This is a genomic window from Streptomyces sp. NPDC042102 (assembly GCF_055582305.1).
Genome location: NZ_JBVJDL010000011.1, coordinates 59,583 through 82,462 on the forward strand (window position 1 = coordinate 59,583; position 22,880 = coordinate 82,462).

Below are 22,880 nucleotides of genomic sequence, written 5' to 3' on the forward strand. Positions count from 1 at the left end.
CCGAACGGAGCATGCCTTCGGCCCTCCCTCGGGCCTAGCCTGCGGACAAAGACACACGTGCGTCCGAAAACGGCCCGCAAACACCCCCAGGAGCCCCCATGACCGCTGTCCCGCAGGAGCGCCGCATCGTCACCGCGATCCCCGGCCCGAAGTCGCAGGAGCTGCAGGCCCGCCGCCTGGAGACGGTGGCCGGCGGCGTGGGCTCCGTGCTCCCCGTCTTCACGGCCCGCGCGGGCGGCGGCATCATCGAGGACGTCGACGGCAACCGCCTGATCGACTTCGGCTCCGGCATCGCCGTGACCTCGGTCGGCGCCTCCGCCGAGGCCGTCGTACGCCGCGCCTCCGCGCAGCTCGCCGACTTCACCCACACCTGTTTCATGGTCACGCCCTACGAGGGCTACGTCGAGGTCTGCGAGGCGCTCGCCGAGCTGACCCCCGGTGACCACGCGAAGAAGTCGGCGCTGTTCAACTCGGGCGCCGAGGCCGTCGAGAACGCCGTCAAGATCGCCCGTTCGTACACCAAGCGCCAGGCCGTCGTCGTCTTCGACCACGGCTACCACGGCCGCACCAACCTCACCATGGCGCTGACGGCGAAGAACATGCCGTACAAGCAGGGCTTCGGCCCGTTCGCGCCCGAGGTCTACCGCGTGCCGGTCGCCTACGGCTACCGCTGGCCCACCGGTGCCGAGAACTGCGGCCCCGAGGCCGCCGCGCAGGCGATCGACCAGATCACCAAGCAGATCGGCGCCGAGAACGTCGCCGCGATCATCATCGAGCCGGTGCTCGGCGAGGGCGGCTTCATCGAGCCGGCCAAGGGCTTCCTGCCGGCGATCGTGAAGTTCGCCAACGACAACGGCATCGTGTTCGTCGCCGACGAGATCCAGTCCGGCTTCTGCCGCACCGGCCAGTGGTTCGCGTGCGAGGACGAGGGCATCGTCCCGGACCTGATCACCACCGCCAAGGGCATCGCCGGCGGTCTGCCGCTGGCCGCCGTGACCGGCCGCGCCGAGATCATGGACGCCGCGCACGCGGGCGGCCTGGGCGGCACCTACGGCGGCAACCCGGTGGCCTGTGCCGGCGCCCTGGGCTCCATCGAGACGATGAAGGAGCTCGACCTCAACGCCAAGGCCAAGCACATCGAGTCGGTGATGAAGGCCCGCCTGACGGCGATGCAGGAGAAGTACGACATCATCGGTGACATCCGCGGCCGCGGTGCGATGGTCGCGATCGAGCTGGTCAAGGACCCCGCGTCCAAGACCCCGAACCCGGAGGCCGCCGGCGCGCTCGCCAAGGCCTGCCACGCCGAGGGCCTGCTCGTCCTCACCTGCGGCACCTACGGCAACGTGCTCCGCTTCCTGCCCCCGCTCGTCATCGGCGACGACCTGCTGAACGAGGGCCTGGACATCATCGAGGGCGCCTTCGCGGGCATCTGAGCGAGCGTCCGAACACGGTGCTCGATCCATACCAGCGGTAACCGTCGGGCCCTGTGAAGAACGTGTGGGGGGCCGATGGCGGGAGCGCGATCCCGCTGTCGGTCCCCCTCTCGCTGCCGTACGGTTTCTGCAGATGAGTGAGACACACCGTCGCCGGTCTTCCGGGGACGATTCCGGTACCGGGCTTCCCCAGCGCCGTACCGGGCATGCGTTCGCGCACACTCCTCACCGATCGGACAGCCGTCCGCCCCAAACCCCCCGGGGCGCGCGGCAACCCGATCAGGGCGGCCGTCCCGGAACCATCCCCCCTGTTCCGGGACGGCCGGCCGTTTTCTCCTCCCGGGCCCTGCTCACCGCGGCGGCCGCGCTCCTCGGCCTGGCCCTGATCACCTGGCAGGTCCTGGTCTCCGGCCCGCTGCTGGCGCCGGACGAGAGCCTGAGCCGTGCCGTCGTCCGCACGGTCCCGGACGCCGTCACCGAACGCCTCTCCGACCTCGGCAACGTCCCGGTCGCCGTTCCGGTCCTGCTGCTGGCGATGGGCTGGGCGGCGTGGCGCGGCAACCGCCGGGGCGCGCTGGTGGCGGGCCTGGCCATGGCCCTGGTCCCGGCCCTGGTCGTCCCGCTGAAGGAGTGGACCGCCCGGCCGGGCCCGCTGGAGCCCTGGGCGGCCGGCTACTTCCCTTCGGGGCACACGGCCACCTCGGCCGTGGCCTACATCGGCGCGGCCCTGCTGATCACGCCGTACGTCCGCCGCGCCTGGCCGATGGCCGCCGCCCTCCTGCTGACGGGCGCGACGGCCACCGGCCTGATCCTGCGCGGCTGGCACTGGCCCCTGGACGTGCTGGCCAGCTGCCTGCTGTGCGTCCCGCTGCTCCTCGCCGTCCGCCGCGGCGCGGCGCGGACAGCCTGAGGAGGGCGGGTCAGCCGCCGAAGTAGGCGTCGAAGTTCCTGGAGAACTCCCAGCCGCCGAACCGGTCCCAGTTGACCGACCAGGTCATCAGGCCGCGCAGGGCGGGCCAGGTGCCGTGGGTGGTGTAGGCGCCGCAGTTCGTCTTCTTCGTCAGGCAGTCCAGGGCCTTGTGCACCTCGCCGGGCGGCGTGTGCCCGTTGCCCGCCTGGGGCGTGGCCGGCAGGCCGATGGCGACCTGGTCGGGGCGCAGGGCCGGGAAGACGCGCGCGGTGTTGCCCGCGACCGGGAAGCCGGTCAGGAGCATGTCGGTCATGGCGATGTGGAAGTCGGCACCGCCCATGGAGTGGTACTGGTTGTCCAGGCCCATGATCGGGCCGGAGTTGTAGTCCTGCACGTGCAGCAGGGTGAGGTCGTCGCGCAGGGCGTGGATGACCGGGAGGTAGGCACCGGCCCGCGGGTCCTGCCCGCCCCACGGGCCCGGGCCGTAGAACTGGTAGCCGAGCTGGACGAAGAAGGTCTCCGGGGCCATGGTCAGGACGAAGTCCGGGCCGTACCGGGCCTTGAGGGTCTTCAGTGCCGAGATCAGGTTGACGATCACCGGCGTGGTGGGGCTGCGGAAGTCGGTGTCGCCCGCCGCCAGCGACAGGGAGTGGCCCTCGAAGTCGATGTCGAGGCCGTCGAGGCCGTACTCGTCGATGATCCGGCCGACGGAGGAGACGAAGGTGTCGCGGGCGGCCGCCGTGGCGAGCTGTACCTGGCCGTTCTGGCCGCCGATGGAGATCAGCACCTTCTTGCCGGCCGCCTGCTTGGCCTTGATCGCCGCCTTGAACTCGGCGGCCGATTCCACGTTCGGGCACTCGGCCACCGGGCACAGGCGGAAGCGGATGTCGCCCGAGGTCACCGAGGTCGGCTCGCCGAAGGCGAGGTTGATGACGTCCCAGGACGCGGGGACGTCGGCCATCCGGACGTAGCCGGAGCCGTTGGCGAAGCTCGCGTGGAGGTAGCCGACGAGGGCGTGGGCGGGCAGGGCAGGTCCGCCGGGGCCGGGGCCGCCGCTCGTGGTGGTGGCGGGGACGGCCGCGCTGCGCGGACCCTCGCCCGCCGGGCCCACCGCGGCCACCTGGAAGGCGTACGTCGTGGCGGGCGCGAGGCCGGTCACCGTCGCCGAGGTGCCGCTGACGGTCAGGGCCGCGGCGCCGTCGCGGTAGACGGTGTAGCCGGTGGCGCCGGCGACCGCCGACCAGGACAGGCCGACCGAGGTGGCGGTGGCGCCCGATGCGGTGAGGCCGGTGGGGGCGGCCGGGAGGTCGGGCCCGCCGGGGCCGCCCGGGTCGGGGCCGACCACCGCGAGGTCGTCGACGTGGTGGGCGTTCTGGCCGTACCAGCCGTGGGTGTACACGGTCACGGACGTCGTCGACGGGCCCGTGCGGAAGGTGGTCGTGAGCTTGGTCCAGGCGCCCGCCGACTGGGTCCACGTGGACACGTCGGTGGTGCCGGTGCCGCTCGCGCCCAGGTAGACGTACGCGCCCTGCACCCAGGCGCTCAGCGTGTACGTCGCGCCGGGCCGGACGGTGACGGCCTGGGCGCACCGGGCGTTGTCCTGCCCGGCCGGGGTGGCCTTCAGGGCCGCGGCGCCGGCGTGGACGGGTGAGCCGACGACGGCTCCGCTGCCGGCCGTGCAGCTCCAGCTGGTGAGGCCGGACTCGAAGCCGCCGTTGCGGGCGAGGTCGGCGTCCGCCGCCGCGGCGGGCGGCCCCGCGGCGAGCAGACCGGCCGCCGCCAGGGCGGCGGCCGTGAGAAGGGACAGTATTCTGCGGCGCACAACTGCCTCCGGAACATGGGGGGATGGAGGGACCTGGCGGCGCACAACATGGTCCAGACCAATGCTCCTGTCAAGGCCTCGCGTCCGCCTCCCACCCGGGCTCCCCCGCCACCAGGGCCGCCGCCTCGTGCATCGCGAGCTCCAGAACCACCGGATCGGTGAGCGTGCCCAGGCCGTCGGGGAGCACCAGCCAGCGCGCCCCGCCGGTGGCCCGGCCGGGATGGGGGACGACGATCCAGCTGCCGCGTCCCGCCCCTCGTACGCCCGTGCCCATCCAGCGCGAGGCGGTGCCGGCGGGCACGAAGAAGCCCAGCCGGGAGTCACCGAAGTCGGCGAGCACCGGGCCGGGCCGCTCCAGCAGCCGCCGGAGCACCTCGAGCGTGAGCTGCCCCAGCTCCCCGGGCAGGATCAGTACGTCCCAGCTCAGGCCGGCGGGCAGCAGCGTGACCCCCAGGGGGCTGCGCTCCCACTCCCACCGGCAGGCTTCGGGATCGGGCGCCACCGCCACCAGCCATTCCACCGCGCTCTTGATCTCCGAGCCCTGCATCGCCCGGCCTCCGTTCCCTGTAGGTGAGGGGTCCTCACCGTCAGAGAGCGGGGCCGGGCCGGGCGATGACGCGGGTTCTCCTGCCCCGTGGTGGTGAAACGGCTCACGCCATGAACCGGGCGCGTGCGCCGGGGGCGCGCACCGCCCGCCGGTCGCGGATCCGGGTCCCGCCCGGGCTCAGCTGTCGAAGCCGAGGCCGAACTTGTCCATGGCCTTCAGCCACAGGTTGCGGCGGCCGCCGCGGGCGTCGGCCCGCGCCAGGGACCACTTGGTGAGCGTGATGCCCGTCCAGGCGAACGGTTCGGGCGGGAACGGCATCGGCCGGGACTTCACCATCTCCAGCTCGGTCCGCTCGGTGCGCGCCCCGTCCAGCAGGTCCAGCATCACGTCGGCGCCGAAGCGGGTGGCGCCGACACCGAGCCCGGTGTATCCGGCGGCGTAGGCGACCTTGCCGCCGTGCGCGGTGCCGAAGAAGGCGGAGAAGCGCGAGCAGGTGTCGATCGCGCCGCCCCAGGCGTGGCTGAAGTTCACGCCCTCCAGCTGCGGGAACGCCGTGAAGAAGTGCTGCGCCAGCTTCAGGTAGGTCTCGGGGCGGTGGTCGTACTCGGAGTCGAGCTTGCCCCGGTAGGGGTAGATGGCGTCGTAGCCGCCCCACAGGATGCGGTTCTCTGGGGTGATCCGGAAGTAGTGGAACTGGTTGGCGCTGTCGCCCATGCCCTGGCGGCCCCGCCAGCCGATGGCCGCCAGCTGCTCGGGGCTGAGCGGCTCGGTCATCAGCGCGTAGTCGTAGACCGGGACCGTGAACGCGCGGATCCGCTTGACCAGGGAGGGGAAGATGTTCGTGCCCAGGGCGACCCGGCGGGCGAAGATCCGCCCGTACGGGGTGCGTACGGCCATCCCCGCACCGGAGGCGGCGAGCGAGAGCCCCCGGGTGTTCTCGTAGATGCGCACCCCCAGGCCCAGGCACGCCTCCTTCAGCCCCCAGGCGAGCTTGGCCGGGTTGAGCATCGCGACGCCGTCGGTGTCCCACAGGCCCGCGAGGAAGGTCGGCGAGTCGACCTCGGCGCGCACCTCGTCGCGGTCCAGCCAGCGCGAGCCGTCCGCCAGGCCCAGCTTCTGGGCCTGCTCGTAGAGTTCGCGCAGCTCCTCCACCTGGTGCGGCTCGGTGGCGACGTCGATCTCGCCGGTGCGCTCGAAGTCGCAGTCGATGCCGTAGCGGGCGACCGCCGCCTCGATCTCGTCGAGGTTGCGGGCGCCCAGCTCCTCCAGCTTCGCGAGCTCGCCGGGCCAGCGGGCCACGCCGTTGGCCAGGCCGTGGGTGAGGGAGGCGGCGCAGAACCCGCCGTTGCGGCCGGAGGCGGCCCAGCCCGCCTCCTTGGACTCGATCAGGACGACGTCCCGTGCGGGATCGCGCTCCTTGGCGATGAGCGCGGTCCACAGGCCGCTGTAGCCGCCGCCGATGACCAGCAGGTCGCAGGCCTCGTCGGAGGTGAGCGCCGGCTGCGCGGCGGGCTTGCCGGGGTCGTCCAGCCAGTACGAGACCGGCAGCGCTTCGGAAAGGGATTTCGCAACACTTCGCATGGCGACTGGGGCCATGGCTTCCAACTCCCTACAGGGTTACACGGGGTGTTACTTGGCTTGAGTCTTCTTGCGGCGGGTGCCGATCATCTGACCGGCGAGCACCACCAGCACCGCGATGACGAACATCGCCGTACCGATGACGTTGATCTGGACGGGCGTACCGCGCTGCGCCGATCCCCACACGAACATGGGGAAGGTGACGGTGTTGCCCGAGTTGAAGTTGGTGATGATGAAGTCGTCGAAGGAGAGCGCGAACGCCAGCAGCGCGCCGGCGGCGATACCGGGGGCCGCGATCGGCAGGGTCACCCGCAGGAAGGTCTGCACCGGCCCGGCGTACAGGTCGCGGGCGGCCTCCTCCAGCCGCGGGTCCATGGAGAGCACCCGCGCCTTGACGGCGGCGACGACGAAGCTGAGGCAGAACATGATGTGGGCGATCAGGATCGTCCAGAAGCCCAGCTGGATGCCCATGTTGAGGAAGAGGGCGAGCAGCGAGGCCGCCATCACGATCTCGGGCATGGCCATCGGCATGAAGATCAGGCTGTTGACCGCGCCGCGCGCCCGGAAGCGGTAGCGCACCAGCGCGAAGGCGATCATCGCGCCGAGGACGGTGGCGCCGATGGTGGCCCACAGGGCGATCTGGAGGGAGAGCCCGAGGGACCCGCACAGGTCGGCGACCCCGCAGGGGTCCTTCCAGGCGTCCAGGGAGAACTCCTGCCAGGCGTAGTTGAACCGCCCGGTGGGGTTGTTGAAGGAGAACACCGTCACGACGACGTTCGGGAGGATCAGGTACGCGAGCGTGCACAGGCCCGCGATGACGACGAGATTGCGGCGCAGCCACTGCATCAGACCAGGTCCTCCGTTCCCGCTCGGCGGATGTAGACGGTGACCATGATCAGCACGATGGCCATGAGGATGAACGACAGCGCGGCCGCCGTCGGATAGTCGAGGATCCGCAGGTACTGCGACTGGATGACGTTGCCGATCATCCGGGTGTCCGTGGAGCCGAGCAGCTCCGCGTTGACGTAGTCGCCGCTCGCCGGGATGAAGGTGAGCAGGGTCCCGGAGACCACGCCCGGCATGGAGAGCGGGAACGTCACCTTGCGGAAGGTGGTGGCGGGGGTGGCGTACAGGTCGCCGGCCGCCTCGTGCAGGCGGGTGTCGATCCGCTCCAGCGAGGTGTAGAGCGGCAGGATCATGAAGGGCAGGAAGTTGTACGTCAGACCGCAGACGACGGCCAGCGGGGTGGCCAGCACCCGGTCGCCCTCGGTCAGGCCCAGCCAGCTGGTGACGTCGAGGAAGCCGACCGCGTTGAGCACGCCGACGACCGGTCCGCCGTCGGCCAGGATCGTCTTCCAGGCCAGGGTGCGGATCAGGAAGCTGGTGAAGAAGGGCGCGATGACCAGGATCAGCAGCAGGTTGCGCCAGCGGCCGGCCTTGAAGGCGATCAGGTAGGCCAGCGGGTAGCCGAACAGCAGGCACAGCACGGTGGCGGTGCCGGCGTACAGCAGGGAGCGCAGGAACTGCGGGTAGTACTCGGTGAAGGCGTCCCAGTAGGTGCCGAAGTGCCAGGTGACCTCGAAGCCCTCTTCGAGGGAACCGGTCTGCACCGAGGTGGAGGCCTGGTAGATCATCGGCAGCACGAAGAAGACCAGCAGCCACAGGATGCCGGGCAGCAGCAGCCAGTACGGGACCAGCCGCTTGCGGCGCGAGGGGCGGTGGACCGGTGGTTCGGCGGGGGCGGGCGCCTGGGGCGGCGCGGCGGTCGTGGTCACGCGGACTCCTCGACGGTCTCGATGCCGGCGTCGATGTCCTGCGCTGCGTCGAGACCGAAGGTGTGCTCCGGGTTCCAGTGCAGGATCACCTCGGCGCCGGGGACCAGCCGGGCGTCGCGCTCGATGTTCTGCGCGTACACCTCCAGCTCGGGGCAGACCCGGCTGTCGATGACGTACTGGGTCGAGACTCCGATGAAGGAGGAGTCGGCGATCCGGCCCGCGACCTTGTTGCGGCCGGCCGCGATGGTGTGCTCCTCGTCCGCCGGGACCAGCGAGATCTTCTCGGGGCGGATGCCGACCAGCAGCTTGCCGCCGCTGCGCGGGGTGGTGGAACAGCGCACGGCGGGCAGCCGCAGCGTGGTGCCGGAGGCGGAGACGACGACGTCGTCGGAGGAGCCGCCGCCGGACTCCACGGCGGCCTCGATGAGGTTGGAGGTGCCCAGGAAGTTGGCGACGAAGGTGGTGCGCGGGTTCTCGTAGAGGTCGGCGGGCGCGCCCAGCTGCTCGACCCGGCCGCCGTTCATGACCGCGACCGAGTCGGCCATCGTCATGGCCTCCTCCTGGTCGTGCGTGACGTGCACGAAGGTGATGCCGACCTCGGTCTGGATCCGCTTGAGCTCCAGCTGCATCTGGCGGCGCAGCTTGAGGTCGAGGGCGCCGAGCGGCTCGTCGAGCAGGAGCACCTGGGGGTGGTTGATGAGCGCGCGGGCGACGGCGACGCGCTGCTGCTGGCCGCCGGAGAGCTGGTGCGGCTTCTTGTTGGCGTGCTCGCCGAGCTGGACGAGGTCGATCATGTCGTCGACCTGCTTCTTCACGGACTTGATGCCGCGGCGGCGCAGCCCGAAGGCGATGTTCTCGAAGATGTCCATGTGCGGGAAGAGCGCGTAGCTCTGGAACACCGTGTTGACCGGGCGCTTGTACGGCGGCAGCTGGGTGACCTCGCGCGCGCCGAGGTGGACCGTACCGGTGGAGGGCTCCTCCAGGCCGGCGATCATGCGCAGGGTGGTGGTCTTGCCGCAGCCGGAGGCGCCGAGCAGGGCGAAGAAGGAGCCCTGGGGGATGGTGAGATCGAGCGGGTGCACGGCGGTGAAGGAGCCGTAGTGCTTGCTGATCCCGGAGAGGCGGACGTCGCCGCCCGCGGTCGTGTCAGTCATGGGTCGCGGTCCCGGGGGTGGAAGGGGCGGAAGGGGGGCGCAGGGGGGTGCGGCGGCTCAGGAGCCGATGAGCTTGGCGAACTTCTCCTCGTACGCCGTCTCTTCCGCGGCGGTGAGGGAACGGAAGGCGTGGGCCTTGGCGGCCATGGCCTTGTCCGGGACGATCAGGGGGTTGTCCGCGAGTGCGGGATCGATCTTCGCGAGCTCTTCCTTGACGCCTTCGACCGGGCAGACGTAGCTGATGAAGGCGGCCAGCTGGGCGGCGACGGGGGGCTCGTAGTAGTAGTCGATGAGCTTCTCGGCGTTGGCCTTGTGCCGCGCGCGGGCGGGGACCAGCAGGTTGTCGCTGGAGGTGATGTAACCGGGCGCGGGAATGGCGTACTTGATGTCCGGGTTGCCGGCCTGGAGCTGGATGACGTCACCGGCCCAGGCCAGGCAGGCCGCGATGTCGCCCTTGTCGAGGTCCGAGGTGTAGTCGTTGCCCGTGAAGCGGCGGATCTGCTTCTTGTCCACGGCCTTCTGGAGCCGGCCGATGGCCGCGTCGTAGTCGGCGTCCGTGAAGGTCGTCGGGTCCTTGCCGAGGTCGAGCAGGGTCATGCCGACGGTGTCGCGCATCTCGGTGAGCAGGCCCACCCGGCCCTTGAGGGAGGGGTCGTCGAGCAGCTGGGTGACGGAGTCGACCTTCCTGCCGTCGGTGGCCTTGGCGTTGTAGGCGATGACGGTGTCGATGCCGGTCCAGGGGTAGCTGTACGCGCGGCCGGGGTCCCAGTCGGGATTGCGGTACTGCGGGATCAGGTTGGCGTAGGCGTGCGGGAGGTGGGAGGGGTCCAGCTTCTGCGCCCAGCCGAGCCGGATGATGCGGGCGGCGAGCCAGTCGGTGACGACGATCAGGTCGCGGCCGGTGTCCTGGCCGGCCGCCAGCTGCGGGCGGATCTTGCCGAAGAACTCGACGTTGTCGTTGATGTCCTCGGTGTAGTTGACCTCGATCCCGGTGCGCTTGGTGAACTCCTCCAGGGTGGGCCGGGTCTTCTCGTCGTCGCTGGTGTCCATGTACTCGGTCCAGTTGGAGAAGTTCAGCACCTTCTCCTTCTCCGAGTGGTCGTCCGAGGCCGTGGACTGGTCCGCCCGCTGCGCGGGCGGGATGCCGCACGCGGACAGCCCGGACAGGCCGCCGAGGGTGAGCGCGCCGACTCCGGTGGCGCGCAGCAGCGAGCGGCGGGTGAGGGCGCCGCGGCCGCTTTCAAGGCTGCGCCGCATCGCGGCGAGTTGCGCCGGCGAGAGGCGGTCGGGCTCGTACTGCTCCATGCGCTGTGCCCTTTCGGGATGGGTGTCGTCCGCCGGTCGTGCGGAGCGGTTATCGGTCCCCGAAGATCGTGCGGTGCCAGTCCTTGGCGGCGACCGCCGTGTTGTCGTACATCACGTGCTTGACCTGCGTGTACTCCTCGAAGGAGTAGGCGCTCATGTCCTTTCCGAAGCCACTGGCCTTGTAGCCCCCGTGGGGCATCTCGCTGATGATCGGAATGTGGTCGTTGACCCAGACGCAGCCCGCCTTGATCTCGCGGGTGGCGCGGCCGGCGCGGTAGACGTCGCGGCTCCAGGCGGAGGCGGCCAGTCCGTAGGGGGTGTCGTTGGCCAGGGCGATGCCCTCGTCGTCGGTGTCGAAGGGCAGCACGACCAGGACGGGGCCGAAGATCTCGCTCTGGACGACCTCGCTGTCCTGGGCGGCGCCGGCGATCAGGGTGGGCCGGTAGTAGGCGCCGTCGGCGAGCGCGTCGCCGGGGATCTCACCGCCGGTGACGACGGTGGCGTACGCGCGGGCCCGCTCGACGAAGCCGGCGACGCGGTCGCGCTGGGCGTACGAGACCAGCGGGCCGAGGTCGGTGGCGGGGTCGAGGGGGTCACCGAGGCGGACGGTGTCCATCAGCGCGGCGACACGGGCCGTGAAGGCGTCGTAGAGGGGCCGCTGGACGTAGGCGCGGGTGGCGGCCGTGCAGTCCTGGCCGGTGTTGATGAGGGAGGCGGCGACGGCGCCGTGGGCGGCGGCCTCCAGGTCGGCGTCGTCGAAGACCACGAAGGGGGCCTTGCCGCCGAGCTCCAGGTGCAGGCGCTTGACGGTGGCGGTGGCGATCTCGGCGACGCGCCTGCCGACGGCGGTGGAGCCGGTGAAGGAGGTCATCACCACGTCCGGGTGGCCGACCAGGTGCTCGCCGGCCTCCCTGCCCGCGCCGGTGACGATGTTGATCACGCCGTCGGGCAGGCCCGCCTCCTGGGCCGCCTGCGCGAACATCAGGGAGGTCAGCGGGGTGAGCTCGGCGGGCTTGAGGACGATCGTGTTGCCCGCGGCGACGGCCGGGAGGATCTTCCAGGCGGCCATCTGGAGGGGATAGTTCCAGGGCGCGATGGAGCCGATCACACCGATCGCCTCGCGGCGTACGTACGAGGTGTGGTCGCCCGAGTACTCGGCGGCCGCCTGGCCCTGGAGGTGCCGCGCGGCGCCCGCGAAGAAGGCGGTGTTGTCGATCGTGCCCGGTACGTCGAACTCGGTGGCGAGCCTGATCGGCTTGCCGCACTGGACGGACTCGGCGTACGCGAAGTCCTCGGCCTGCTCGGCGAGGACCGCCGCGAGCCGGTGCAGGGCGTCGGAGCGCTCGCCGGGGGTGGCCGCGGACCAGGCGGGGAAGGCGCGCTTGGCGGCGGCCACGGCCTCGTCCACGTCGGCCGTGGAGGCCAGCCGGTAGGTCAGGACCTCCTCGCCGGTGGCGGGGTTGACGACGGTGTGTGACGCGTCACCGGTGCCGTGCCGCAGCCGTCCGTCGATGTACTGCGCGCCGTCCGCGAAGCGTTCCTTAACCTGGAAGCGGTTGCCCATCACGCTCTCCGTAGCTCCAGCTCGAATTGAGTGCCGATCCTGACAGAGGTGTTCCACTCCGCCAAGTGATTCCGTTGTTGCCTTTTGATTACGCGACGGAATCGGTCGACCATGTGTCGAGGCGGACCGCAAATCCCGTACGAAGTGTCAGTGGCGGCTGTCAGACTCGCGTGCATGGAGATGATCGACAAACTGATCGGGCAGGTCAGCCAGGGTGAGAGGGTGAAGTACCTGCCCTTCTGGGGGCATCGGCCACGGCCGGACGGAACCCTCGGTCCGAGCTGCCTGAGCCAGTGGTGGCCGGCACCCTTCACTGTGAGTGACATCCACTATGCCACCGCCGAACACTGGATGATGGCCGAGAAAGCTCGGCTGTTCGGTGACGCGGAGGCGGAGCGGGCGGCCATCGAGGCGCGGACCCCGGCGGAGGCGAAGAAGGCCGGGCGGCTGGTGCGCGGCTTCGACGGCGCGGTGTGGGAGCGCGAGCGGTTCGCCGTCGTGGTGGCGGGCAGCACGCACAAGTTCGGCTCGACGCCGCAGCTGCGGGGGTACCTGCTGGGCACCGGGGACCGGGTGCTGGTGGAGGCGAGCCCGGTGGACCGGATCTGGGGCATCGGCCTGGCGGCCGACGACGAGCGGGCACTGGACCCGGCGCGCTGGCGGGGGCTGAACCTGCTGGGCTTCGCGCTGATGGAGGCGCGGGAGCGGCTGCGGTCGGGGGACGACGCGTAGGAGCCGGAGCACCGGGCGGCACCGGAGCACCGCGCGGCACCGCAGGCCACGAGGGCCCGGAAAACCGGTGGCGGTCCGGTCGGGGGCCTCCTAGGCTGCTCGGCAGTCACGCACCTCCCGGTGCGACGGCTGCGGCTCCTTCCCTTACGAAACCAAGTGACGCCGCCGCCTTTTTGATCTCGGGAGGTGCGGGCGGGGCGCCCGGTGCGCAGGTGACGGCTCCTTCTCAACCCGGAGGTCGCGGGTTCGAATCCCGCCCGGCCGCCGGCCCCCGGGCCGTCGGCCGGTGGAGCAGCGCGGTGGCTCGCCGGGCTCCCGGACCGTCGCCGATCCCGATCTCGGGCCCCCGCCACCTCGTCGCACCATCACGTTCCGTTGCCGAATCCGGGGGATTCCCACTGGCCCGCTACACGCAGCGCGTGTCCAAGATCTGGCCCGAGATGCTCGTGGCCCACTCCGTCTCCGCCGCCGCCGCACGCGGCACCTACGGGCCCGGCGGGGCCCACCCGGCGCAGGAGGGCGTCCTCACCCACCAGGGCGGGGAGGGCTACCTGCGCGACCCGCACACCGAACTGTTCCTGCTGGCCGTCGCCAACTTCGTGCGACAGCGCACCTTCTACGAGGGCGCGGGCGAACGCGACGCGCGGTACGCGGCGCTCGTGCGCCGGCTCGCCGTCGAGGATCCGGAATGGACCGCCGGTCTGCTGCGCTGGCTGCGCGGGGAGGCGAACATGCGCACCGCCTCGCTCGTCGGCGCCGCCGCGTACGTCAAGGCCCGCCTGGAGGCGGGAGCCACCGGGGGCCCGTCGGGCCGCCAGGTCGTGGACAGCGTCCTGCGCCGCGCCGACGAGCCCGGCGAGCTGCTCGCCCACTGGACCGCCACGTACGGCAGGAACGTGCCCAAGCCCGTCAAGCGCGGCATCGCCGACGCCGTGCGGCGCCTGTACTCCGGCCGGTCGCTGCTGAAGTACGACACCGCGTCGAAGGGCTTCCGCTTCGGCGACGTCCTCAACCTGGTGCACGCCTCCCCCGACCCGGCCAAACCCTGGCAGGGCGAGCTGTTCGCCCACGCCCTGGACCGCCGGCACCACCCGGAGGACGCCGTACCGCCCGCCGGGAACCGTACGCTGACGGCCCATCGGGAGCTGATGGAGCTGCCGGTCGACGAACGCCGGGCCGTCGTCACCGCACCGGGCGGCGCGGACCGGCTGGCCGAGGCCGGCATGACCTGGGAGGCGCTGGCCGGCTGGCTCCAGGGGCCGATGGACGCGGCCGCCTGGGAGGCGGTCATCCCCTCCATGGGCGTCATGGCGCTGCTGCGCAACCTGCGCAACTTCGACCAGGCCGGGATCTCGGACGAGGTGGCCGCCGAGGTCGCGGCGCGGATCGCGGACCCGGAGACCGTCGCCGCCTCGCGGCAGTTCCCCTTCCGCTACCTCGCCGCGTACCGGCACGCGCCCTCGCCGCGCTGGGCGGACCCGCTGGAGCGGGCGCTGGGCCACTCGCTGGCGAACGTGCCGGCGCTGCCGGGCCGGTCGCTGATCCTGGTGGACCGGTCGGGCTCCATGTGGTCCCCGCTGTCGGAGCGCTCCCAGCTCAACCGGGCGGACGCGGCGGCCGTCTTCGGCACCGCGCTGGCGATGCGGGCGGAGCGCGCGGACCTGGTCGAGTTCGGCACGGGCAGCAGCCCCGTCGCGTACCGCGAGGGCGAGTCGGTGCTCACCGTGCTGGGACGCTTCGGCGACCTCGGCGGCACCAACACCGCCCAGGCCCTGCGCACGCACTACCACGGGCACGACCGGGTGCTGATCGTCACCGACGAGCAGGCCGCGTACCACCCCGGCGGCCCGTCCGCCCAGGTGCCCGCCAGGGTCCCGCTCTACACGTGGAACCTCGCCGGCTACCAGGTCGGCCACACGCCCGTCGGCACCGGCAACCGCCACACCTTCGGCGGGCTGACGGACGCGGCCTTCCGGATGGTGAGCCTCGTCGAGGACGGCCGGAACGCCACCTGGCCGTGGCAGCGGTAGCTCTAGCGGTAGCGGACCGCGGCGTCAGGCGCGCTGGTACACCTGGGATATGGAGTCGCGGCTGCGGGACGGCGGACCCTCGTCCTCCAGGGGACCGAGGTCCCTGAGGCTGGAGAACATCAGCACGATCACGAGGACGGCCAGCGCGATGCCGATGATCCCGAGGACCAGCCCGGACGTCGCCACCCCGCCGTTGTCGGCCTCGCCGCGCTGGGCCCGGCCGCGGCCGAGCGCGCTGAAGATGACGGCCAGGACCCCGAGCACGAGGGCGAGGAAGCTGGTGAAGAAGCCGACCACGGACAGGATGCCGAGCACCAGTCCGGTCGTGCCGAAACCGTTCTGCGGCGGGCCCGCGTAGGGCTGGTGACCGGCGTACCCCGGGTATCCGGGGTAGCCGCCCGGGTACCCGTACACCGGCTGGTCGGCCGGGGCGGGGTAGCCGTAGCCCGCCGAGGCGGGCTGGGCGACCGGCTGGTAGACCGGCGCGGCCGACGCCACGGGCGTGGCGTGAGCCGCCGCCCCGGGGTGGGTGTGGCCGGCCGGTCCCCCGGCGGGCGTCCCGCCCGCTCCCGGCATCCCCGCGATGGTCGGCTGGTCGTGCACCGACGGCGGTCCGGGCGCCACGCCCGGTGTGCTCGCGTCCCCCCGCGAGTCCTGCTTCTTGCCCAGCTCCACCGCCGGCCGCTCCGGCGGCGCCCACGGATCCACGGGCTCGGGGCTGTGTTCGGTCATACGGCGCCCCCCTCTCGTACAGCCATGCTACGGGCTGCCAACGACAGCCCCTTGAGCTGCCTACGATGGGGCGGACCGACCGCAACCGCGTCAGCATCCGGAGGCCCTTCATGCCCGACCTGCACCCCTTCATCGCGGGGCTGCCCAAGGCGGAACTCCACGTCCACCACGTCGGCTCGGCCTCGCCCCGCATCGTCGCCGAACTCGCCGCCCGGCACCCCGACTCCAAGGTGCCCACCGACCCGGAGGCGCTGGCCGACTACTTCACCTTCACCGACTTCGCCCACTTCATCGAGGTCTACCTCTCCGTCGTGGACCTGGTCCGCACCCCGGAGGACGTCCGGCTGCTGACCTTCGAGGTCGCCCGTGACATGGCCCGGCAGAACATCCGGTACGCCGAGCTGACCATCACCCCGTACTCCTCCACCCGTCGCGGCATCGACGGGAAGGCCTTCATGGACGCCATCGAGGACGCCCGCAAGGCCGCCGAGGCCGAGCTCGGCGTCATCCTGCGCTGGTGCTTCGACATCCCCGGCGAGGCCGGCCTGGAGGCCGCCGCCGAGACCGCCCGGCTCGCCGTCGAGCTGCGGCCCGAGGGCCTGGTGTCCTTCGGTCTGGGCGGCCCCGAGATCGGTGTGCCGCGCCCGCAGTTCAAGCCGTACTTCGACCAGGCGCGCGCCGCCGGCCTGCACAGCGTCCCGCACGCGGGCGAGACCACCGGCCCGCAGACGATCTGGGACGCCATCAACGAGCTCGGCGCCGAGCGGATCGGCCACGGCACCAGCGCCACCCAGGACCCGGAGCTGCTGGCGTACCTGGCGGAGCACCGGATCGCGCTGGAGGTCTGCCCGACCTCCAACATCGCCACGCGCGCGGTCGCCGACCTCGACGAGCACCCCGTCAAGGAGATGGTGCGCGCGGGCGTGCTCGTCACCATCAACAGCGACGACCCGCCGATGTTCGGCTCCGACCTCAACAACGAGTACGCGGTCGCCGCCCGGCTGCTGGAGCTCGACGAGCGGGGTCTGGCCCGGCTCGCCAAGAACGCCGTCGAGGCCTCCTTCCTCGACGAGGCGGGCAAGGCGGTCCTCGTCGCGGAGATCGACACGTACACCGAGGCCTGGCTGGCCCGCTGACGCCCGCGGACAATGGGACGCATGCGTACCCTGACGGCCGTCGGCCACCGCGGCGATCCCTACTGCCTCCGTGAGAACACCCTGCCCTCGGTCCGCTCCGCGTTCGCGCGCGGGGCGGACGCCGTCGAGATCGACGTACGGCTGACCCGGGACGGGGTGCCGGTCCTCCTGCACGACGAGACGCTCCTGCGGCTGTGGGGCCACGACGTGCGCCTGGACGCCGTCACCGCCGCTCAGCTGCGGGAGCTGACCGAAGGTCAGGTGCCCACGCTGCGCGCGGCGCTGACGGCGGCGGGCGCGGGCGGGGGCCGGCTGATGCTCGACCTGCCCGGCGCGACGTACGAGGCGGTCGAGGCGGTGGTCGGCCTGGTCCGCGAGTGCGGCGCGCGCGACCGTACGTACTACTGCGCCGGCCCGCGCACGATGCTGGCGGTACGGGCCGCCGACCCGGGCGCCGAGATCGCGCTGACCTGGACCACGCTGTCGCCGCCGCGCCGCGTCCTGATCGACGCGGTCCGCCCGACGTGGCTCAACTACCGCTTCGGGCTGCTCGGCCCGGAGTTGGTGGCCGCCCTGCACGCGGACGGGCTGAAGGTGTCGGCGTGGACCGCCGACACCCGCTGGACCATGCGCCGGCTGATCGCGGCCGGCGTGGACTCGATCACCACCAACCGCATCGACGCGCTGGCGGGCGTACGGGCCGCGCTCGACGACTGACCCGCCGGGCCGGCCCGCGCCTGTCACGCGGTGGCGCCCGCCGTCACCGGCGCGGCCGGCGCCGCCGGCGGCAGGGACTCCAGCCGCTTGATCATGCGGCGCAGCGCCAGCAGCGGGATCACGCCGAAGACGCCGAAGGCCATGTCGATGAGGCTCCACCCGAAGGGGATGCCGCGGATCGGCCCGCAGATCAGGGCCAGCGGGATGATCCCGGCGCAGGCGATCATGCCCGCCTCCACGACCCACACGTTGCGGACCGGGTCGCGGTGGACGCCGTAGAAGAAGACGGCGATGACCAGGTGGGCGAAGGCCAGCCAGTCGGTGCCGTAGAGGAGGAACGGGTAGTCGGCGTCGGCCCGGTCCAGCCCCTCGCCGACCCGTGCGAGCCACTCGTGGGAGATCAGCGAGTTGAGCCAGCGGACCTCGGTGACCAGGGGGAAGGCCGTGAGGCCGCTGAGGACCAGACAGACGACGAACACGGCCAGCCAGAGACGGATGCGCCGCTCGAGGGCGCGCCTTTCGATCATGACAGCACCCTACGCCGCGTTTCTGAACATGTTCAAGTCGAATCCTGAACATGTTCAGAAAACTGCCACGGGCCGCTCAGAGGCCGACGATGGCGTTCCAGCGCTTGGCGAAGGCGCGGCGCTCCGCCGAGGTGATGTCCCGGGCCACCGCGAGCCTGCTGCGCATGTCGTCGTCGGGGAAGATCAGCGGGTTCTCCGCGAGTTCCGCCGTCTCCCGGTCGTCGGAGCCGGCCAGCACCTCGCGCGCGGCCGGGACCGGGCAGACGTAGTTGACGGACGCGGCGAGCTCGGCGGCGATCTCCGGGTCGTAGTAGTGGTCGATCAGCGCCTCGGCGTTGGCCTTGTGGCGGGCGAGGTTGGGCACCAGCAGGCTCTCCGCCCACAGTTCGGCCCCCTCCTCGGGCACCACGAACTCGATGTCGGGGTTGTCGGCCTGCAGCTGGATGGCGTCGCCCGAGTACGCCTGGCAGGCCAGGACGTCGCCCTTGCTCAGGTCGGAGGTGTAGTCGTTGCCGGTGAAACGGCGTACGTGCCCCCGCCGCACGAGGTCCTCCACCTGGTCGCACACCCGGTGGAAGTCGGACTCGGTCCACCGGGTCACGTCCACCCCGTTGCCCTGCATCAGCAGCGCGAAGGACTCGTCGAGCCCGGAGAAGAGGGTGACGCGGCCCTTGAGGTCGGGGTGGAACAGGTCGGCCGTGGACTTCAGCTCCCTGCCGAGCGCCTTGCGGTTGTAGGCGATGCCGGTGATGCCGGACTGCCAGGGGACGGTGTGCAGCCGGCCCTCGTCGAAGGCGGGCGAGCGCAGCTGCGGGTCCAGGTGCGCGCTCACGTTGGCCTGGGCGGCGCGGTCCATCTTCTGGGTCCAGCCCAGGCGCACGAAGCGGGCCGCCATCCAGTCGCTGACCACCACCAGGTCGTGGCCGGTCTCCTGGTGGTTCATCAGGGCCGGGCCGACCTTGCCGAAGAACTCGTCGTTGTCGTTGATCTCCTCGGTGTAGCGGACCTCGATGCCCGTCCGCTGCGAGAAGGCCTCCAGCGTGGGGCGCCTGGTCTCGTCCTCCTCGTCCGTGTCGATGTACAGCGGCCAGTTGGAGAAGGACAGGCTCCGGTCCCGCTCGGAGCGGTCCGGGGCCCCTCGCCGGTCCTCCGGGACGTAGGCCGCGGGCACCCCGCAGCCGGTGAGGGCCGTCAGCAGGCCTGCGGCACCGAGGCCGCGCAGCACCGCGCGGCGCGAGAAAGCGAGTTCAGGCATGGGAGAAGACTCAGGTAACGCCGGGGGGCGGGCAATAGACACAGTGTCTACTGCCCGCCCCCTCGGGACCCATGGGTGGCCGTTGTGGCCGCCGGTCAGCCGTTCAGCGAGGTCATCACGTGCTTGATGCGCGTGTAGTCCTCGAAGCCGTAGGCGGAGAGGTCCTTGCCGTAGCCGGACTTCTTGTAGCCGCCGTGCGGCATCTCGGCGACGAGCGGGATGTGGGTGTTGATCCACACACAGCCGAAGTCGAGGTTCTTGGACATGCGCATCGCGCGCGAGTGGTCCTTGGTCCACACCGAGGAGGCCAGCGCGTACTCGACGCCGTTCGCGTACTCCAGGGCCTGGTCCTCGTCCGTGAAGGACTGGACCGTGATGACCGGGCCGAAGACCTCGTTCTGGACGATCTCGTCGTCCTGCTTCAGGCCGGAGACGACCGTCGGGGCGTAGAAGTAGCCCTGCTCGCCGACCTGGTGGCCGCCCGCCTCGACCTTGGCGTGGGCGGGGAGGCGCTCGATGAAGCCCGCGACCTGCTGGAGCTGGTTGGGGTTGTTCAGCGGGCCGTAGAGCACGTCCTCGTCGTCCGGCTGCCCGGTCTTGGTGTCGGCCGCGTTCTTGGCGAGCGCCGCCACGAACTCGTCGTGGATCGACTCGTGCACGAGCACGCGGGTGGCGGCGGTGCAGTCCTGGCCGGCGTTGAAGAAGCCCGCGACCGCGATGTCCTCGGCGGCCTTGGCGATGTCGGCGTCCTCGAAGACCACGACCGGGGCCTTGCCGCCCAGCTCCAGGTGGACGCGCTTGACGTCCTTGGCGGCGCTCTCGGCGACCTGCATGCCGGCCCGCACCGAGCCGGTGATGGAGGCCATCGCCGGGGTGGAGTGCTCCACCATGGCCTTGCCGGTCTCGCGGTCGCCGCAGACGACGTTGAAGACGCCCTTGGGCAGGACCGAGTCGATGATCTCGGCCATCAGGACGGTGGAGGCCGGGGTGGTGTCCGAGGGCTTGAGCACCACGGTGTTGCCCGCGGCGAGCGCCGGGGCGAACTTCCACACGGCCATCATCATCGGGTAGTTCCACGGCGCCACCTGGGCGCAGACGCCGACCGGCTCACGGCGCACGATCGAGGTCATGCCGTCCATGTACTCGCCGGCCGAGCGGCCCTCCAGCAGCCGGGCCGCACCCGCGAAGAAGCGGATCTGGTCGACCATCGGGGGGAGCTCCTCGCTGGCCGTCAGGCCCAGCGGCTTGCCGGTGTTCTCCGACTCGACGGCCACCAGCTCCTCGGCGCGGGCCTCGAAGGCGTCCGCGATCCTCAGCAGGGCCTTCTGGCGCTCCGAGGGGGTGGTGTCGCGCCAGCCCGGGAAGGCCGCAGCGGCGGCGGCCATGGCGGCGTCGACATCGGCCTGGCCGGAGAGCGGTGCGGTGGCGTACACCTCGCCGGTGGCGGGGTTGACCACCTCGGTGGTCCGTCCGTCGGCGGCGTCCTTGAACTCTCCGCCGATGTAGTTGCGCAGACGACGCAGTTCGGTGGTCACTACAGCCACACTCCTGATCCGATGTCCAACGATTGAGACAAGTACCCAGCCTAACGCGTAGAGCGACGCTTTCGACAGAGGCAGACACGCCGCACTACGAAATCCGTAAGTTCGAGGTCGCTCGGCAACGGATTTCATCGATTCCGTCTTGCGGAACAGACGACTCCTCGTGCACAGTGAGGTCGTGGTCAGTCGAAGCGCAGATTCCAGGAACAGACAACCGTCCCCTTCGGTCGATGCTGTGTCCCTGGCGATCATCGAGCAACTGCAGGAGGACGGTCGCCGTCCCTACGCAGCGATCGGCAAGGCCGTCGGCCTGTCCGAGGCGGCCGTGCGCCAGCGCGTGCAGAAGCTCCTCGACCAGGGCGTCATGCAGATCGTGGCCGTCACCGACCCGCTCACCGTGGGCCTGCGGCGCCAGGCGATGGTCGGCATCAACGTCGAGGGCGACCTCGACCCGGTGGCCGACGCGCTGACCGCGATGGCCGAGTGCGAGTACGTGGTGATGACCGCCGGCTCGTTCGACCTGATGGTGGAAATCGTCTGCGAGGACGACGACCACCTGCTGGAAACGATCAACAAGCGGATACGCACGCTCCCCGGCGTGCGATCCACCGAAAGCTTCGTTTACCTGAAGCTGAAGAAGCAGACCTACATGTGGGGAACCCGATAACCGTGACCCAGGACCTGTCCAAGACCGCGTACGACCACCTGTGGATGCACTTCACCCGCATGTCCTCGTACGAGAACTCCCCCGTCCCCACCATCGTGCGGGGCGAGGGCACCTACATCTACGACGACAAGGGCAAGCGCTACCTGGACGGTCTCGCCGGACTGTTCGTGGTCAACGCCGGCCACGGCCGCAAGGAACTGGCCGAGGTCGCCTACAAGCAGGCTCAGGAACTCGCGTTCTTCCCCGTGTGGTCGTACGCGCACCCCAAGGCCGTCGAGCTCGCCGAGCGGCTCGCGGACTACGCCCCGGGCGACCTGAACAAGGTGTTCTTCACCACCGGTGGCGGCGAGGCGGTCGAGACCGCCTGGAAGCTCGCCAAGCAGTACTTCAAGCTCCAGGGCAAGCCGACCAAGTACAAGGTCATCTCGCGCGCGGTCGCCTACCACGGCACCCCGCAGGGCGCCCTGTCCATCACCGGCCTGCCGGCCCTGAAGGCCCCCTTCGAGCCGCTGGTCCCCGGTGCCCACAAGGTACCGAACACCAACATCTACCGCGCCCCGATCCACGGCGACGACCCGGAGGCCTTCGGCCGCTGGGCCGCCGACCAGATCGAGCAGCAGATCCTCTTCGAGGGCCCCGACACCGTCGCGGCCGTCTTCCTGGAGCCGGTGCAGAACGCCGGCGGCTGCTTCCCGCCGCCGCCCGGATACTTCCAGCGGGTCCGTGAGATCTGCGACCAGTACGACGTCCTGCTCGTCTCCGACGAGACGATCTGCGCCTTCGGCCGCCTGGGCACGATGTTCGCCTGCGACAAGTTCGGCTACGTACCGGACATGATCACCTGCGCCAAGGGCATGACCTCGGGCTACTCCCCAATCGGCGCCTGCATCGTCTCGGACCGCATCGCCGAGCCGTTCTACAAGGGCGACAACACCTTCCTGCACGGCTACACCTTCGGTGGCCACCCGGTGTCCTCGGCGGTCGCGATCGCCAACCTCGACATCTTCGACAAGGAAGGCCTGAACCAGCACGTGCTGGACCAGGAGGGCAACTTCTTCAACACGCTGAAGAAGCTGCACGACCTGCCGATCGTCGGCGACGTCCGCGGCAACGGCTTCTTCTACGGCATCGAGCTCGTCAAGGACAAGGCCACCAAGGAGTCCTTCACGGACGAGGAGACCGAGCGCGTGCTCTACGGCTTCCTCTCCAAGGCGCTCTTCGAGAACGGCCTGTACTGCCGTGCCGACGACCGCGGCGACCCGGTCGTCCAGCTGGCCCCGCCGCTGATCGCGGACCAGGGGACGTTCGACGAGATCGAGCAGATCCTGCGCAACGTGCTCACCGAGGCGTGGACCAAGCTGTAAAGCGGCTCACGGCGAACACCTGAATACCGGTCCGACCGCACGGCCCGGACCCCCCGTTCGAGTGAGAACGAGGGGTCCGGGCCGTGTGCTG

Annotated in this window: 20 protein-coding genes; 8 read left to right on the forward strand and 12 right to left on the reverse strand. The window is 70.9% G+C overall.

What is annotated here, in order from left to right; translation table 11 throughout:
* Positions 1-98: 98 nt before the first annotated feature.
* Positions 99-1,433 (forward strand): 4-aminobutyrate--2-oxoglutarate transaminase, encoded by a 1,335-nt coding sequence (gene gabT / locus ACZ6KO_RS29810; protein ID WP_469307112.1) that lies wholly within the window; start codon positions 99-101, stop codon positions 1,431-1,433.
* Between the two features lie 133 nt (positions 1,434-1,566).
* On the forward strand, positions 1,567-2,343 hold the full coding sequence (locus tag ACZ6KO_RS29815) for a phosphatase PAP2 family protein (RefSeq protein ID WP_469307113.1): 777 nt from the start codon (positions 1,567-1,569) through the stop codon (positions 2,341-2,343).
* Between the two features lie 10 nt (positions 2,344-2,353).
* On the opposite strand, the gene ACZ6KO_RS29820 is transcribed toward ACZ6KO_RS29815, so the two are convergent.
* The 8 genes from ACZ6KO_RS29820 to ACZ6KO_RS29855 all read right to left on the reverse strand — a co-directional run bounded on the left by ACZ6KO_RS29820 (position 2,354) and on the right by ACZ6KO_RS29855 (position 12,088).
* Positions 2,354-4,165, reverse strand: a complete 1,812-nt coding sequence (locus ACZ6KO_RS29820) for a chitinase (protein ID WP_469307114.1) — start codon at positions 4,163-4,165, stop codon at positions 2,354-2,356.
* 70 nt (positions 4,166-4,235) lie between these two features.
* Positions 4,236-4,712 (reverse strand): hypothetical protein, encoded by a 477-nt coding sequence (locus ACZ6KO_RS29825; protein WP_469307115.1) that lies wholly within the window; start codon positions 4,710-4,712, stop codon positions 4,236-4,238.
* 177 nt (positions 4,713-4,889) lie between these two features.
* Complete coding sequence (locus ACZ6KO_RS29830) at positions 4,890-6,308, reverse strand: NAD(P)/FAD-dependent oxidoreductase (RefSeq protein ID WP_469307116.1); 1,419 nt, start codon at positions 6,306-6,308, stop codon at positions 4,890-4,892.
* A 33-nt stretch (positions 6,309-6,341) separates the two neighbouring features.
* On the reverse strand, positions 6,342-7,136 hold the full coding sequence (locus ACZ6KO_RS29835) for an ABC transporter permease (RefSeq protein ID WP_469307117.1): 795 nt from the start codon (positions 7,134-7,136) through the stop codon (positions 6,342-6,344).
* A complete protein-coding gene (locus ACZ6KO_RS29840; RefSeq protein ID WP_401454353.1) occupies positions 7,136-8,065 on the reverse strand; it encodes an ABC transporter permease in 930 nt (309 codons plus the stop codon). The genes ACZ6KO_RS29835 and ACZ6KO_RS29840 overlap by 1 nt, the downstream gene beginning before the upstream one ends.
* Entirely contained in the window at positions 8,062-9,219 is a 1,158-nt protein-coding gene (locus ACZ6KO_RS29845; RefSeq protein ID WP_469307118.1) for an ABC transporter ATP-binding protein, read from the reverse strand. The genes ACZ6KO_RS29840 and ACZ6KO_RS29845 overlap by 4 nt, the downstream gene beginning before the upstream one ends.
* A gap of 57 nt (positions 9,220-9,276) precedes the next feature.
* Entirely contained in the window at positions 9,277-10,524 is a 1,248-nt protein-coding gene (locus ACZ6KO_RS29850; RefSeq protein WP_469307119.1) for a polyamine ABC transporter substrate-binding protein, read from the reverse strand.
* Positions 10,525-10,573: 49 nt separating this feature from the next.
* Complete coding sequence (locus tag ACZ6KO_RS29855; protein WP_469307120.1) at positions 10,574-12,088, reverse strand: gamma-aminobutyraldehyde dehydrogenase; 1,515 nt, start codon at positions 12,086-12,088, stop codon at positions 10,574-10,576.
* A 174-nt stretch (positions 12,089-12,262) separates the two neighbouring features.
* Between ACZ6KO_RS29855 and ACZ6KO_RS29860 the strand changes: the two genes are divergently transcribed.
* A complete protein-coding gene (locus tag ACZ6KO_RS29860; RefSeq protein ID WP_469307121.1) occupies positions 12,263-12,820 on the forward strand; it encodes an NADAR family protein in 558 nt (185 codons plus the stop codon).
* Between the two features lie 440 nt (positions 12,821-13,260).
* Complete coding sequence (locus ACZ6KO_RS29865) at positions 13,261-14,850, forward strand: TROVE domain-containing protein (protein ID WP_469307185.1); 1,590 nt, start codon at positions 13,261-13,263, stop codon at positions 14,848-14,850.
* Positions 14,851-14,874: 24 nt separating this feature from the next.
* Here the strand turns inward: ACZ6KO_RS29865 and ACZ6KO_RS29870 are convergent, their stop codons facing one another.
* Complete coding sequence (locus ACZ6KO_RS29870) at positions 14,875-15,582, reverse strand: DUF4190 domain-containing protein (protein WP_469307122.1); 708 nt, start codon at positions 15,580-15,582, stop codon at positions 14,875-14,877.
* 110 nt (positions 15,583-15,692) lie between these two features.
* Between ACZ6KO_RS29870 and ACZ6KO_RS29875 the strand changes: the two genes are divergently transcribed.
* Together ACZ6KO_RS29875 and ACZ6KO_RS29880 are read left to right on the forward strand one after the other, a co-directional pair.
* The gene (locus tag ACZ6KO_RS29875; RefSeq protein ID WP_469307123.1) at positions 15,693-16,718 is read left to right on the forward strand and encodes an adenosine deaminase; all 1,026 of its coding nucleotides are present in this window, start codon (positions 15,693-15,695) and stop codon (positions 16,716-16,718) included.
* 21 nt (positions 16,719-16,739) lie between these two features.
* Positions 16,740-17,435, forward strand: coding sequence for a glycerophosphodiester phosphodiesterase (locus tag ACZ6KO_RS29880; RefSeq protein ID WP_469307124.1), 696 nt, complete (start codon positions 16,740-16,742; stop codon positions 17,433-17,435).
* 23 nt (positions 17,436-17,458) lie between these two features.
* Here ACZ6KO_RS29880 and ACZ6KO_RS29885 read toward each other — a convergent pair whose 3' ends face one another.
* From ACZ6KO_RS29885 to ACZ6KO_RS29895, 3 genes are all read right to left on the reverse strand, one after another.
* A complete protein-coding gene (locus ACZ6KO_RS29885; protein ID WP_469307125.1) occupies positions 17,459-17,962 on the reverse strand; it encodes a hypothetical protein in 504 nt (167 codons plus the stop codon).
* Positions 17,963-18,038: 76 nt separating this feature from the next.
* A complete protein-coding gene (locus ACZ6KO_RS29890) occupies positions 18,039-19,217 on the reverse strand; it encodes an ABC transporter substrate-binding protein (RefSeq protein WP_469307126.1) in 1,179 nt (392 codons plus the stop codon).
* A gap of 95 nt (positions 19,218-19,312) precedes the next feature.
* Positions 19,313-20,752 (reverse strand): gamma-aminobutyraldehyde dehydrogenase, encoded by a 1,440-nt coding sequence (locus ACZ6KO_RS29895; RefSeq protein WP_469307127.1) that lies wholly within the window; start codon positions 20,750-20,752, stop codon positions 19,313-19,315.
* Positions 20,753-20,921: 169 nt separating this feature from the next.
* Here ACZ6KO_RS29895 and ACZ6KO_RS29900 point away from each other — a divergent pair, with 169 nt between their 5' ends.
* Complete coding sequence (locus ACZ6KO_RS29900; RefSeq protein ID WP_401454370.1) at positions 20,922-21,425, forward strand: Lrp/AsnC family transcriptional regulator; 504 nt, start codon at positions 20,922-20,924, stop codon at positions 21,423-21,425.
* The gene (locus tag ACZ6KO_RS29905; RefSeq protein ID WP_469307128.1) at positions 21,410-22,789 is read left to right on the forward strand and encodes an aspartate aminotransferase family protein; all 1,380 of its coding nucleotides are present in this window, start codon (positions 21,410-21,412) and stop codon (positions 22,787-22,789) included. Before ACZ6KO_RS29900 ends, ACZ6KO_RS29905 begins: the two co-directional genes overlap by 16 nt.
* Positions 22,790-22,880: the final 91 nt, after the last annotated feature.